Source organism: Sulfurimonas sp., assembly GCF_016744025.1.
Taxonomy (GTDB): Bacteria; Campylobacterota; Campylobacteria; order Campylobacterales; family Sulfurimonadaceae; genus Sulfurimonas.
In genome coordinates, this window is the sequence record NZ_JADGFC010000070.1 from 1 (window position 1) to 13,468 (window position 13,468).

The 13,468-nt window shown below is 33.2% G+C and carries 15 protein-coding genes; 11 read left to right on the forward strand and 4 right to left on the reverse strand.

The genetic code is table 11. The features are described 5' to 3' along the window. On the reverse strand, positions 1-289 hold a 289-nt coding region (locus tag QZZ48_RS10155), incomplete at its 3' end, for a methyl-accepting chemotaxis protein (protein ID WP_294965224.1). 176 nt (positions 290-465) lie between these two features. Further along, a complete protein-coding gene (locus QZZ48_RS10160; protein WP_294965226.1) occupies positions 466-1,575 on the reverse strand; it encodes a Cache 3/Cache 2 fusion domain-containing protein in 1,110 nt (369 codons plus the stop codon). 334 nt (positions 1,576-1,909) lie between these two features. Here QZZ48_RS10160 and QZZ48_RS10165 point away from each other — a divergent pair, with 334 nt between their 5' ends. From QZZ48_RS10165 to mnmA, 10 genes are all read left to right on the forward strand, one after another. Then, positions 1,910-2,134: a DUF2061 domain-containing protein gene (locus QZZ48_RS10165; RefSeq protein ID WP_294965229.1), complete on the forward strand. Its 225-nt coding sequence runs from the start codon at positions 1,910-1,912 to the stop codon at positions 2,132-2,134. 9 nt (positions 2,135-2,143) lie between these two features. Continuing rightward, positions 2,144-2,854, forward strand: a complete 711-nt coding sequence (locus QZZ48_RS10170; RefSeq protein ID WP_294965231.1) for a phosphoadenylyl-sulfate reductase — start codon at positions 2,144-2,146, stop codon at positions 2,852-2,854. Positions 2,855-2,863: 9 nt separating this feature from the next. Further along, a complete protein-coding gene (cysD, locus tag QZZ48_RS10175) occupies positions 2,864-3,775 on the forward strand; it encodes a sulfate adenylyltransferase subunit CysD (RefSeq protein WP_294965234.1) in 912 nt (303 codons plus the stop codon). 1 nt (position 3,776) lies between these two features. Continuing rightward, a complete protein-coding gene (gene cysN, locus QZZ48_RS10180; RefSeq protein ID WP_294965237.1) occupies positions 3,777-5,189 on the forward strand; it encodes a sulfate adenylyltransferase subunit CysN in 1,413 nt (470 codons plus the stop codon). 8 nt (positions 5,190-5,197) lie between these two features. After that, positions 5,198-6,787: a nitrite/sulfite reductase gene (locus QZZ48_RS10185; protein WP_294965239.1), complete on the forward strand. Its 1,590-nt coding sequence runs from the start codon at positions 5,198-5,200 to the stop codon at positions 6,785-6,787. Positions 6,788-6,875: 88 nt separating this feature from the next. Further along, the gene (locus QZZ48_RS10190; RefSeq protein ID WP_294965242.1) at positions 6,876-7,289 is read left to right on the forward strand and encodes an Rrf2 family transcriptional regulator; all 414 of its coding nucleotides are present in this window, start codon (positions 6,876-6,878) and stop codon (positions 7,287-7,289) included. 24 nt (positions 7,290-7,313) lie between these two features. Beyond that, entirely contained in the window at positions 7,314-8,234 is a 921-nt protein-coding gene (gene cysK / locus QZZ48_RS10195) for a cysteine synthase A (protein WP_294965245.1), read from the forward strand. A gap of 18 nt (positions 8,235-8,252) precedes the next feature. Beyond that, positions 8,253-9,581 (forward strand): aminotransferase class V-fold PLP-dependent enzyme, encoded by a 1,329-nt coding sequence (locus tag QZZ48_RS10200; RefSeq protein WP_294965248.1) that lies wholly within the window; start codon positions 8,253-8,255, stop codon positions 9,579-9,581. Next, complete coding sequence (locus QZZ48_RS10205) at positions 9,582-10,847, forward strand: O-acetylhomoserine aminocarboxypropyltransferase/cysteine synthase family protein (protein ID WP_294965250.1); 1,266 nt, start codon at positions 9,582-9,584, stop codon at positions 10,845-10,847. Between the two features lie 15 nt (positions 10,848-10,862). Next, the gene (gene mnmA / locus QZZ48_RS10210) at positions 10,863-11,897 is read left to right on the forward strand and encodes a tRNA 2-thiouridine(34) synthase MnmA (protein ID WP_294965253.1); all 1,035 of its coding nucleotides are present in this window, start codon (positions 10,863-10,865) and stop codon (positions 11,895-11,897) included. Positions 11,898-11,969: 72 nt separating this feature from the next. Here the strand turns inward: mnmA and QZZ48_RS10215 are convergent, their stop codons facing one another. Then, the gene (locus QZZ48_RS10215) at positions 11,970-12,464 is read right to left on the reverse strand and encodes a lactoylglutathione lyase family protein (RefSeq protein WP_294965255.1); all 495 of its coding nucleotides are present in this window, start codon (positions 12,462-12,464) and stop codon (positions 11,970-11,972) included. Positions 12,465-12,632: 168 nt separating this feature from the next. On the opposite strand from QZZ48_RS10215, the gene QZZ48_RS10220 reads away from it, so the two are divergent. Then, positions 12,633-12,887, forward strand: coding sequence for a helix-turn-helix domain-containing protein (locus tag QZZ48_RS10220; protein WP_294965257.1), 255 nt, complete (start codon positions 12,633-12,635; stop codon positions 12,885-12,887). Between the two features lie 8 nt (positions 12,888-12,895). On the opposite strand, the gene QZZ48_RS10225 is transcribed toward QZZ48_RS10220, so the two are convergent. After that, a complete protein-coding gene (locus tag QZZ48_RS10225; RefSeq protein WP_294965259.1) occupies positions 12,896-13,270 on the reverse strand; it encodes a S24 family peptidase in 375 nt (124 codons plus the stop codon). Positions 13,271-13,468 lie beyond the last annotated feature (198 nt).

Sequence of the window (13,468 nt, forward strand, 5' to 3'; positions counted from 1 at the left end):
CTGCAAATCCTCGTCCATGTTCACCAGCTCTTGCCGCTTCTATTGCTGCATTTAATGCCAATAAGTTAGTTTGATCTGCAATATCACCGATTACTAAAAGAACATCTTTAACTTGTTTTGTATCTTCACTTAGTTCTTTTATTTTATGAGCTAACTCTACTTCAGTAGAAGCACTTATTTTTATATCTTCAGTCAATACTAAAATTGCCTGATTAGCCTCATCTAATAAGCATGTTGCTTTTTCTAAATCTTCTTTTGATTCTTTGGCATCTTCTATACTAGTACCCATCTCACTCTTTATTGTAAGAGCTTGTTGAGTTGTAGCGTTTACAGTGACTGTAGACTCTTCTAAAAGAGTACCAACAGAGAGTGATGTTGTTGATAATTCATGAGCAACAGAGGCATTTTCATCAGATAACTTCTTAGCATCTGTAATAAGAACTCTTACCTTATCGATAAAATTATTTATTCCTTACTTGCTTGTGTAATTTCATCACGACCTTTTACATCAAGTTTTTTTGTAAGATCACCATTTCCACTTGATAAGTCTTGTGTACATCTAATTAAATTATCTAAAGGTACAGACACCACTCTCTTAACTACTAACCACGTTATAAGAGTAATAATAAGTATCATAAGAGAAGCAGCAATCATAAGGTTATTTCTTAACTCTATATTTGTTTTTTCAAAATCTGCTAGGTCAACTTCCCCTACAACTATCCAGTTCCATTTTGCAAATTGCTTAAATCTTACTGCTTTGTTTAAACCATTTTCTTCGTAAATAATATGACCATTTTTCTTTTCTATAATTTGTTTTGTAATATTTGAATTAGCTGATTCATTTCTCATACTTTTATGAATATCATACTTATTAGTTTTTAAGTTGATTGCATAGAAGTGACCATTTTCTCCAATTTTCATCTCATCAATTTTTTGAGAAAGAGATTTAAGTCCCTCTGTAAAATCATAACCTATAAATAAAATACCTATAACACTTCCCAAATTATCTATTATTGGAGCATATACAGTTACATAATCTTTTCCAAACAGTCTAGCATTACCTACGTATGTTTTTTTATTCATTATTGGGTCATATGCTGGACTTTTTGCTCCACCTAAATATGTTCCCATCGCTCTTTTACCATCTGTTTTTAATAAAGATGTAGAAACACGGACAAAATCATCACCATCTCTAGCAAATACTGTTGCTATCGCACCAGTTTGTTTTAAAAATTTTTCAATTTCTGTAAAATTATTATTAATAACTATTCCATTACTTAATAATTTTGGAGTCATTACACCATATACATCAATCTTCTCATCTGCTTCTATAGAAAAGTTGCTGTAACTATCTTTAAATACATTATATAACTTTGTAGCACTATCTTCTAGAGCGTCATTATATGTTTCCATATTATGAACCATACTTTCAACACTTGTATCTAACTTTAATCGAGTTTCTTTATCTATGTATGTATTAAGATAATCATTTACATATCCTATGAAAGCAAGCATTGACACAACGATAACAATAACTTGTATATAGGTTACTTTTTTTGTAATAGAATTAAACATTAGGGCCCTTATTTTTTTTAAAATCATCATCCAAATATAACTACTTCCTATAAAACCTATTGGATTACTAGAGTATTTCAGATAATATACTTTAAGATGGTAACATATTTTTTACCTTTTGTAAATATGTTACATTTATAAATATATAAAAAAGAAAATTAAAATGTTCTATAATAACCTAAAATAGGTTATTTATGTTATATTTAAAACCTATACCCTAGTAAACCACTAGGAAATACCCAAGTAAACTAATAGACTTACTTGACATTAAATATATTATCTGTTACAATTACACCATACATATGATATTTGATATCAATTATGAGGATAAAAAATGAAAGAGAAAGCTTATAGATCAGTCGTAAAAACAATCTCTTGGAGAACGGTTGGAACGATAGACACTATTGTCATTTCATATTTTATTACCGGCAATTTAGCAATGGCAGCATCTATCGGGTCAATTGAAGTTGTAACAAAAATGATTCTGTACTATTTTCACGAAAGAGGATGGAACAAAATACAACTAGGGAAAGTTCAAAGCCCTGATTATCAGATATAGGAAATAAAAATGAAAAATATAGTTAAAAAACTAAATGAAGAGTTTAAGAAGTCATCTACACAAGAAGTGTTAGAGTACCTTTTAAGAAAGACTAAAAAGAAGGTATCACTATCTTCAAGTTTTGGGGCAGAAGATCAAGTACTAACTGACATGATGTTAAGAATAGATTCTAGAGCATCTATTTTTACTCTTGATACAGGAAGACTTCCTGATGAGACTTATACTGTGATGCATGAGACAAACTTAAAATACCAAGTAAAAATAAAAGCATATTTTCCGAAAGCTACAGATATAGAAGATTTATATAAGAAGCAAGGAGTAAATGGTTTTTACGACTCTATAGATAATAGAAAAGCTTGTTGTTTTGCAAGAAAAATTGCTCCTTTAAAAAGAGCCTTAAAAGGTCTTGACTTTTGGATAACAGGTCTTAGATCTGCTCAAAGTGTAACAAGAGAAGAGATGGAACTTTTTGAATTCGATGAAACAAACAATGTGATTAAAGTTAACCCGTTAAAAGACTGGTCAGAAGAAGATGTATGGGCATATATAGAAAGCTATAGAGTTCCATATAACAAACTTCATAAGCTTGGTTATCCAAGTATAGGCTGTAAACCTTGTACAAGACCTATTAAAGAAGGCGAAGATATAAGAAGCGGTAGATGGTGGTGGGAAAACCCAGAACATAAAGAGTGTGGTTTACACTTCAACAAATCTGCATAGGAGATTAAGATGATTGACAAAGAAAGATTAACACATTTAAAACAACTAGAAGCTGAGTCTATCCATATTATGAGAGAAGTAATATCAGAGTTCCAAAACCCAGCAATGCTTTACTCAGTTGGTAAAGATTCTGCAGTAATGCTACACCTTGCTCAAAAAGCATTTTTTCCTGCAAAACTACCATTTCCTCTACTACATGTAGATACAAGATGGAAATTTAAAGAGATGATAGAGTTTCGTGACAAAATGGCTAAAGATCTTGGATTTGAACTTTTAGTTCATACAAACCCAGATGGAATAGAGCAAGATATTGGACCATTTTCTCATGGTTCTGCTGTTCATACAGATATTATGAAAACAGAAGGTCTAAAACAAGCTCTTAACAAATATGAGTTTGACGCTGTATTTGGTGGTGCAAGACGTGATGAAGAGAAAACTCGTGCTAAAGAGAGAATTTACTCTTTTAGAGATGAAAAGCATAGATGGGATCCTAAAAATCAAAGACCAGAGCTTTGGAATGTTTACAATGCTAGAGTTAAAAAAGGTGAATCAATTAGAGTATTCCCTCTTTCTAACTGGACTGAACTTGATATTTGGCAATACATATACCTTGAAGGTATTCCTATTGTTCCTCTTTATTTAGCTAAAAAGAGACCAGTTGTTGTAAGAGATGGCGTAAAGATCTTAGTTGACGATGATAGACTACCTTTAAAAGAAGGTGAAGTGCCATCTATGGAAAATGTTAGATTTAGAACACTTGGATGTTACCCATTAACAGGGGCTGTTGAATCAACTGCAACAACACTTCCTGAAGTTATTCAAGAGATGCTTCTTACTAAAACAAGTGAGAGACAAGGTAGAGTTATTGATAACGATAGTGCGGGATCAATGGAAAAAAAGAAAATAGAGGGGTACTTTTAAGATGTCAATACAAGAAACAAAAATAGCTAAAGATATAGAGAGTTATTTAAAAGAACATGAGAACAAACAACTTTTAAGATTCATTACTTGTGGTAGTGTTGATGATGGTAAAAGTACACTGATAGGTAGACTTCTTCATGACTCAAAAATGATTTTTGAAGATCAATTAGCTGCTATAAAAAATGACTCTAAGAAGTCTGGAATAACAGGTGAAGAGTTTGACTTAGCACTTTTAGTTGACGGTTTAGCATCTGAGAGAGAGCAAGGTATTACTATTGATGTTGCTTATAGATATTTTGCAACTGATAAGAGAAAGTTTATCATTGCAGATACTCCTGGTCACGAACAGTACACTAGGAATATGGCGACAGGTGCTTCAACTGCAGACTTAGCTATCATCTTAATAGATGCAAGATATGGTGTACAAACTCAGACTAGACGTCACTCATATATTACAAAATTACTAGGGATTAAGCACCTTGTAATCGCTGTAAATAAGATGGACCTAGTAGACTTTAGTGAGCAAAGATATGAAGAGATTAAAGCAGAGTATTTAACATTTGCTGATGAGTTAGGTTTAACATCTGACTTAACACTTATTCCTATGTCTGCTCTTGATGGTGACAATGTTGTAAATATTAGTGAGAAATCTCCTTGGTATAAGGGTCAAACTCTTATGGATACATTGGAGACTATTGAAATATCATCAGACAGAAATTTAACTCACTTTAGACTACCTGTTCAGTATGTAAATAGACCAAACTTAGACTTTAGAGGTTTTTGTGGAACTATTTCATCTGGAATTATTAATGTTGGTGATTCAGTTACTGTTTTACCATCAGGTAAAAGTTCAACTGTTAAAGAGATTGTTACATATGATGGTAATATTGAGAGTGCTTATGCACAACAAGCAATTACACTTACTTTAAATGATGAGATTGATATTTCACGTGGAGACACTTTAGTAAAAAGTGATGAGCAACCAGACCAAGCAAGTGACTTAGATGTAAACATCGTTTGGATGAATGAAGAACCACTTAAAAAAGGTAAACAATACTTTTTTAAACGTGCTTCAACTGTAGTTACTGGTTCTATTGAGAGTTTTTACTATAGAACTGATGTAAATACACTAGAACAACAAAGTGTTAATAAACTTGAACTTAATGAAATTGGACTTGCTAAATTATCATTAAATCAAAGCATTGCTTATGATGCATACGATCATATTAAAGCGATGGGTAGTTTTATTATCATAGATAGAATTACAAATAATACTGTTGGTGCTGGAATGATTGTTAAAAAATCAGAGCAACTAGCAAAAGCGGTAATTAATGAACACTCAGAGTTTGAGGTTGAGTTTAACGCCTTAGTAAGAAAGCACTTTCCTCATTGGGAAGCTAAAGAGATTTTATAGGAAATATTATGGCAAAAGAAACAGCAGCTCAGAGAATTCAAAGAATCAAGCTAGAGAAAAATGGTTTAGATGTTATTAAAGATATTCACCGTTATGCAATTAGCGGTGAGGATGTTGATAGTGAAGATATAGACAGATTTAAATGGTACGGTTTATATACACAAAACAAAAACCTACAAGCATCTGATGATGAGACTCTTTACTTCATGTTAAGAGTTAAGTTACTTCAAGGTTCTATGAATCTAAAACAAATGAGAGTAGCTGCTGGTATCTCTAGAGAATTTGCAAGAGATACAGCTAACTTTACAACAAGACAGTCTGTACAGTTTCACTTTATCCAAGTACGTGATTTGCCAGAAATTTTCTATAGACTTAAAAGTGTAGGACTAACTTCAATTTTTGCAGCAGGTGATGTTCCAAGAAATGTTGTTACTTGTCCTGTATCTGGTGTAGATAAGAATGAGCTCTATGATGTAAGAGAAATTACTAAAGAAGTAAATGATTACTTTGATGGAAATATAGACTTAGTAAACCTACCTAGAAAGTATAAAGTAGGAATCTCAGGATGTGCTAAACACTGTATGGGACATGAGATACAAGATCTTTCATTCACAGCAGTTGAATTTGAAAATGATCGTATTCTTTTTGATGTATCTGTAGGTGGTGGTCTAGCATCTAACAACCAGTTTGCACATCATATTGGTTACGTTGATGCTTCTAAAATTCTAGAAGTAGTAAAATCTGTATCTGTTTTATATCAGGCACAGGGATTAAGAGAAAACAGAAGAAAAGCAAGACTAGGTCACCTTATTACTGCATGGGGCATTGAAAAGTTCAAAGCAGAAGTAGAGAAAAGTCTTGGTTTTGAATTTGAAGCTGAAAAGACACAAGAGTACACTCCATATGCAAAAAGAGAGCACTTTGGAGTTCATGAATCTAAGGTTGATAACAAGTCATATGTTGGCTGTGCAATTAACGGTGGAGGAATTGGAGCTAAAGGTTTAGAAGACTTAGCAGATATTTTACAAAAACATGGTGCAACAACTATAAAAACTACAACAACGCAAAATTTTGTAGCTATAGATGTTCCCTCAGATGCTACTGCATCTTTTGTAGAAGATTTAAGTGCGATAAGCATAGATGCTAATCCAAGTCCTTTTAAAGCAAGAACTCTCTCTTGTACAGGAATGAAATTTTGTAAATTTGCTATCAGTGAAACTAAAGATACTGCTGTAGCTTTAGCAGAGCATCTACATGAAACATTTCCAGACTTTAATGAGACGGTTAGTATCTCTGTAAACGGATGTCCAAATTCATGTGCACATCCAAGTATAGTAGATATTGGTCTTATTGGATCAAAGTTTAAAAATGAAGATGGTGAAACTATTGCAGGCTTTGAACTGATCTTAGGTGGAACACTTGAGGGTGACAAATCTAGATATGGACAAAAGACTAAACTAAAAGTTGAACCTAAAGATATTAATAATACTGTTGAAAAGATTATTTCTTCTTATATAAAAAGCTCACAAAACAACGTAGGGCTATATGTAAGAGACTTAATCAAAGACGGTGAATTCGATATCAACAACTTAAAATAAAGCATACCATAGTAATTCTATAGGTTTACTTGATATTAGATTTCAAGTTCGTTATAATAACGCATACATAAACAAAGAGGTGTCGAAAATGGCAATTATATCAACTAAAGGTTCTTACGGACTGACAGCAATTGTTATTCTAGCAAAAGAAGAAGATAATAAACTGTTACAGATAAAAGATATAGCGGCAAAAGGTGATATTCCGCAAAACTATCTTGAGCAGATACTTGTTCTTCTAAAGAAGAGTGGTCTGGTTGAGAGTGTTAGAGGTGCAAATGGTGGGTATAAACTCTCACGAGATGCAAATAGTATCATGGTTTTTGAGGTGCTAAACTCTTTAGAATGTTGTCTTGCACAAACTGAAAATAAGAGTAACAACAATATGTTGGAAGCTTTTTGGGAAGATACACAAGACAAGGTTAAAAAGATTTTTTTAATCACGGTGCAAGAATTAGTTGAGTTTTTAGAAAAAGACTCTTCTAATCTTACATACCAAATATAAATAACTGAAATTAAGGAAAAGATTATGAACATTGCAAAAGATGTAACTGAGTTAATCGGAAACACTCCATTGGTGAGAATAAATAAATTCTCTAACGATACACAAACTACTATTTTAGGCAAATGTGAGTTTATGAATCCTTCTAGTTCAGTTAAAGATAGAATTGCTTTAGCGATGATAGATGCAGCTATTGAAGATGGCAAGATCACTAAAGATACTATTATAGTTGAACCTACAAGTGGTAACACTGGAATTGGTCTTGCAATGGTTTGTGCAGCTAAAGGTTTAAGCCTAACTCTTACGATGCCAGAGTCTATGAGTATGGAAAGACGTCAGCTACTAACAGCACTAGGTGCAAATATAGTACTGACTCCTGCTGCGACTGGTATGAAGGGTGCAATTGAAAGAGCTGCTGAACTAGATGTAGTAATACCAAATAGTTTTATGCCCCAACAGTTTAACAACCCAGCGAATCCAAAGATGCACAGAAAAACAACTGCTCAAGAGATTCTAAAAGATACAGATGGAAAAGTAGATATTTTAATTGCTGCAGTTGGAACAGGTGGTTCTTTAACAGGAATCGGTGAAGTTTTAAAAGAGCACAACCCAGATATCCAAGTTATAGCAGTTGAGCCTACAAACTCTCCTGTAATTTCTGGAGGAAAACCGGGTCCACATAAGATTCAAGGTATTGGTGCTGGAATTATTCCAGGTGTTTTAAATACTGACATCATAGATGAAGTAATTAAAGTGGATGATGATGATGCTTTTGCAACTTCTAAAGAGTTAGCCAAGACTGAAGGTCTATTAGTTGGTATCTCAGCAGGTGCAAACGTTTTTATAGCTAAGCAAATTGCCGCAAGGCCTGAAAATAAAGGTAAAACGATAGTTACTATCCTGTGTGATACAGGTGAAAGATATCTAAGTACGAGTCTTTATTCGTAATTAATTCAAAGGTAAGTTATGTTAAACAGAAAAGATATTTTTAGACCATTTGTTGAAGAAGATGTTACTTTTAAGCAGATTGCTGATGGTATCATCGGAGTCAATAAAGAGAATTACTTTGATTATACAGCTTCAGGTCTTGCTTATGAGCCTATCGAGCAAAGACTACAAGAAGTACTAACAACATATGCGAATACTCACTCAGAGTTTGCAAGTGATGCAAGAACTACATCTTTTTACTACGATATTGCCAGAGAAAATCTCAAAGAGCATCTTGAGTTAGAAAAAGACTTTGTTCTTCTTCCTTGTGGAACTGGTGCTACAGGTGCAATAAAGAAATTTCAAGAACTCCTTGGACTATATATACCTCCTGCTACAAGAGCTAGATTTAAGTTAGATGAAAATTCAATAAACAAACCACTGATAGTTATTGGTCCATTTGAGCATCACTCTAACGAAATAAGTTATAGAGAAGCTCTTTGTGACACAATCAGAATACCTTTAGATGAGACTGGAAATATTGACTTGGAGTTTCTTGCTAAGACACTCGAAGAAAACAAAGATAGAGAGATAATAGGAGCATTTTCCACTGCATCTAATGTTACTGGTATTATGCCTCCATTCCAAGAGATATCAAAACTACTTAGACAATACAATGCTGTAATAGCTTTTGATAGTGCAGCTTCATCACCCTGTTTAAATGTTGATTCAAGTCTTTATGACGCTCTATTTTTATCGCCTCATAAACTTTTAGGTGGACCAGGTACTTGTGGTTTACTAGCGATAAGAAAGGGACTTATAAATGAAAAAGAGTCCCCTACTTTTGCTGGTGGCGGTACAGTTGCTTATGTTTCATCAAGTGAGCATATATTTAACTCAGACATTGAGATACGCGAAGATGCAGGAACACCTGCGATTCTTCAACTTATAAAGGCTTCTTTTGCTTACCAACTTAGAAATGAGATAGGTATAAAAAGAATCCAGATGAGAAAAGTAGAACTATTTAAACTTTTACAAAAAGGTTTAGCTGAATTTGATGACTATACTATCTATGGACAAAATGAGAATCATAACAGTGTTGGCATCTTAGCTCTTAACTTTCACGGAATCACTCCATTTGATTTATGTGAGAAACTATCACATGATTATGGAATCCAAACACGTGCAGGCTGTAGCTGTGCCGGGCCATATGGTCATGACCTCTTTGGCATCTCAGAAGTAGAAGCTGAAAAAGAAAAACCTAGTTGGTTAAGAATAAGCGTAAACTATACTCATAGTGTAGACAGTATCAAACATCTTCTCCTTGCATTAAAAGAGTCTATATACGAATTAAAAAAGGGAAAATAAATGAATAAAGAAACGATAGCAATTCATCATGGTTATGAGAAAGACTCTCAAGGTACAACTACGGTGCCAATTTACCAAACAACAGCATATGCTTTTAGTAGTGCAAAAAATGCATCTGATCGCTTTAGTCTTCAAGACTTAGGAAATATCTATACAAGACTTACAAATCCTACTACTGCAGTTTTAGAAGCTAGACTTGCTGAAATAGAAGGTGGAGTAAGTGCTATTGCTACTTCAAGTGGTCAAGCATCTATATTTTACGCTATTTCTAATCTTGCAGAAGCAGGAGATAACATCATTCTTTCTGATAAAGTTTATGGTGGTAGTGTTACTTTATTGAAGCATACTATGAAGAGATTTGGTATTGAGGCAAAAGTATTTAACCTTGATGATCCATCAACTATAGAAGCATTGGTAGATGATAAAACAAAAGCTATTTTTTATGAGTCACTTTCTAACCCACAAATTGCTGTTGCAGATATAGATGCAATCAGTGCAATTGCTAAAAAGCATGGAATCATTAGCATCTGTGACAACACAGTAGCTACTTCACTTTTAGTAAATCCTATTGCTCACGGTACAGATATTGTTGTACATAGTTGTAGTAAATATATCTCAGGTCAAGGTATAGCGCTTGGTGGTGTTATTATTGATAGAGATGGTTTAACAGAGTTTTTTAAAGGAAACCCAAGATATCCTCATTTCAATGAGCCAGATGAGAGTTACCAAGGTTTAGTATATACGGACCTTCCATTTCCTCCGTTTAATCTTCGTATGAGACTTGCTCTTCTTAGAGATATCGGGGCTTCACCTTCACCATTTAACTCTTGGTCTCTGATTCAAAGTCTTGAGACACTAAGTCTAAGAATAGAAAAACACTCTAGCAATGCACTTAAAGTTGCAAAATTTTTAGAGTCGCATCCTAAAGTTTTTAACCTTAACTACCCGGGACTAGAAAGTAACAGCTATAACACTCTTGCTAAAAAATACTTCAAAGATGGACAGTGTAGTGGTCTTATCAGTTTTGAAGTTGAAGATAAAGATAGTGCTTGGAAAGTTTTAGATAATACTAATCTTTTCTCAATCGTTGTAAATATCGGTGATTCTAAATCAATCATCACACATCCATCATCAACTACACATCAGCAAATTCCACTTGTTGAACAAAAGAAAATTGGTATCACTGAAGGTCTTATCAGACTAAGTGTAGGCCTTGAAAACGCAGATGATCTAATAGCAGATTTAAAAGCTGCACTAGACTCTTAAAAAAAAAGAAGTATTATGAAAAAAAAAGTAATCGTAGGAATGAGCGGCGGGATAGATTCTTCTGTCACGGCTTACCTACTCCAAAAAGAAGGTTATGAAGTTATAGGCGTGTATATGAAACTTCATGACATTATAGAGAATTTTCACGTTGACAACATTGCATCTGGGACAAAAGTTGCAGAGTCTCTTGGAATAGAATACAAAATACTTGACCTTAGCACTAAGTTTAAAGAAGAAGTATATGACTATTTCGTTGACGAATATATGAGTGGTAATACTCCAAACCCTTGTGTTAAGTGTAACCGCACTATCAAGTTTGGAGCACTATTTGATTATGCAAAAGAGCTTGGAGCTGATTTTTTAGCAACAGGTCACTATGCAAAAACAGATGGCGAGTTTATATATGAAGCAGAAGATGAAACTAAAGATCAAAGTTATTTCTTAGCACAGATAAATCAAGATGTACTAAAACATCTAATTTTTCCTATGAATAAGTATAGAAAAACAGAGATTGTAAAACTTGGTAGCACCCTGCCCGTTATAAAAGAAATAGCAAAAAGAAAAGAGTCTCAAGAGATATGTTTCGTAGAAGATGTTTATACTGACATCATTGAAAAGCATGCAAACATAGACCTTCCTGGTAAGACTTTAGATGCTGATGGAAATGAAGTAGGTACACACAAAGGCTACATGCATTACACTATTGGTAAGAGAAAAGGCTTTACTGTTAAAGGTGCACATGAACCTCACTACGTTAAAGAGATAGACCCTGTTGCTAACACTTTAGTGGTTTGTAAAAAAGAGGATCTTGGCGTATTAAAAATACAAGTAGATACTCTAAATCTTTTCATAGATAAAAAAGAGTTTAACTGCAGCGTAAAACTAAGATACAGAACTTTCAAAATTGATTGTAAAGTAACTGTTGATGGCGATACAGCAATGATAGACTTAGATACAGATGTTTTAGGTGTAGCTGTAGGTCAAGTAGCAGTTTTCTACGAATACAACAAAGTTATAGGAAGCGGTTTTATTAAAAAAACGTTTCAGTAAAATAATCTAACTCATCTAGTTCATGTATCTTTTTTTATAAAAGATACATGCTTCACTCAAAAATACTAATAATTATTTATAGTCACTAGAATATACTAGCTCATAAGAGTGAGTATATATTTCTATGATATTTCCAAATGGGTCTTCACAGTAAACCATTTTATAAGGTTTTTCATCTGGAAAGTACTCACGAATTGGCATTCTTTGTTTTCCACCAGCTTCAACTATTTTTTTAGTTAAACCTTCGATATCTGGATCTTTTACACAAAAATGAAAAACACCTGTTTGATAAGGGTTAAATTCATGCTTTGGTTTGTTATTATTTTTAAATTCAAACAGCTCTATACCTATTGTGTCACTTGTTGAAAGATGAGCAATTTTAAAACTTTCCCAACCCTCTCCAAATACATCAATACACATTTGTCCAATAGCAGTTTTTTTCTCTTCTAATACTTCAGTTGGTGGCATCATTACATACCAACCCATTACTTCACTGTAAAATTTAACTGCCTCTTGTAAGTCTGGAACTGTAATTCCTATATGTGAAAATGCTCTTGGATAGCTCATAATATTTCCTTTTTTTTCTATCTTAAATTATGTTACAATAAAATTATAACTACTAAAAAAGGGCTTGTAAATACGTTACCTAGAGGTAATCAGGTTACCTTTTAGTTTCCTTTGCGGTGTTTTGCAAGTTAAACAAGAGTTACAAATTTTGAAATTTATGAGATGATTATGTACTATTTTAACGACAAAGAATATAAGTGTTCACTAGAAGCGACTATGGATGTATTAAACGGAAAATGGCGCTCTCTTATCTTATGGCATCTTATAGAAGAAAACCATTTAATAAATCGTATAGCTTACCCTGAAGTTCCACCTCGTGTTGAGTATGAGATAACAGAAAAAGGAAAGACTCTAAGTTGTGCCCTTAGAGAACTTGAAAAATGGGGACGAGATTATTTAAGTGAAGATAATACTATTAAATAAATTCTAGATTATAAATTATTAAAAGACAAAACAGCCTTAGCCACTACGCGAACTTCTTCTTGCTTATATACTAGATGCGAGTACTCTTTGTTAATTGAGACAAAGTTCATTGCATCTAACTCTTTTTTAGCTTTTTTTATCCACATTTTATTATCATAATAGACTAGATATATGCTTGCATCTACTACTTCTTTTTGAGATAAATCAGCGACAACAAGTGTGCGGTCATTTATTACAGGTTGCATTGATTCACCATCAACCTTTATGACAAAAAGCGAACCTTTATTTATTGGCTCTTTTAGTAAGTTTGTTGAAAACTCCAAAACTTTTTTTTCATTATTCGCGTCTAGAGTATCTACGTATTCAAGAGTTATTAGAGACAAGACTTATCCTTAGTAGTGTATATATATTACTTATGTTGTAGTGTACATTTTAAGCAGAACTTTAAAACGAGTAAAATTATTATTTAGCAAATACGATTTAATATCGCCAATTCCAACAACAAGTGCAATTTCCACCTAAATTAGCTAGCTAATCTTTTACTCATTTCACTGAAAAACACTTCATACGGAGTTTTGTAT

Bases quoted from the DNA above. Each gene is read 5' to 3' on its own strand.
- QZZ48_RS10160 (WP_294965226.1), bottom strand. From the start codon at position 1,575: ATGTTTAATTCTATTACAAAAAAAGTAACCTATATACAAGTTATTGTT.
- QZZ48_RS10165 (WP_294965229.1), top strand. From the start codon at position 1,910: ATGAAAGAGAAAGCTTATAGATCAGTCGTAAAAACAATCTCTTGGAGA.
- QZZ48_RS10170 (WP_294965231.1), top strand. From the start codon at position 2,144: ATGAAAAATATAGTTAAAAAACTAAATGAAGAGTTTAAGAAGTCATCT.
- cysD (WP_294965234.1), top strand. From the start codon at position 2,864: ATGATTGACAAAGAAAGATTAACACATTTAAAACAACTAGAAGCTGAG.
- cysN (WP_294965237.1), top strand. From the start codon at position 3,777: ATGTCAATACAAGAAACAAAAATAGCTAAAGATATAGAGAGTTATTTA.
- QZZ48_RS10185 (WP_294965239.1), top strand. From the start codon at position 5,198: ATGGCAAAAGAAACAGCAGCTCAGAGAATTCAAAGAATCAAGCTAGAG.
- QZZ48_RS10190 (WP_294965242.1), top strand. From the start codon at position 6,876: ATGGCAATTATATCAACTAAAGGTTCTTACGGACTGACAGCAATTGTT.
- cysK (WP_294965245.1), top strand. From the start codon at position 7,314: ATGAACATTGCAAAAGATGTAACTGAGTTAATCGGAAACACTCCATTG.
- QZZ48_RS10200 (WP_294965248.1), top strand. From the start codon at position 8,253: ATGTTAAACAGAAAAGATATTTTTAGACCATTTGTTGAAGAAGATGTT.
- QZZ48_RS10205 (WP_294965250.1), top strand. From the start codon at position 9,582: ATGAATAAAGAAACGATAGCAATTCATCATGGTTATGAGAAAGACTCT.
- mnmA (WP_294965253.1), top strand. From the start codon at position 10,863: ATGAAAAAAAAAGTAATCGTAGGAATGAGCGGCGGGATAGATTCTTCT.
- QZZ48_RS10215 (WP_294965255.1), bottom strand. From the start codon at position 12,464: ATGAGCTATCCAAGAGCATTTTCACATATAGGAATTACAGTTCCAGAC.
- QZZ48_RS10220 (WP_294965257.1), top strand. From the start codon at position 12,633: ATGTACTATTTTAACGACAAAGAATATAAGTGTTCACTAGAAGCGACT.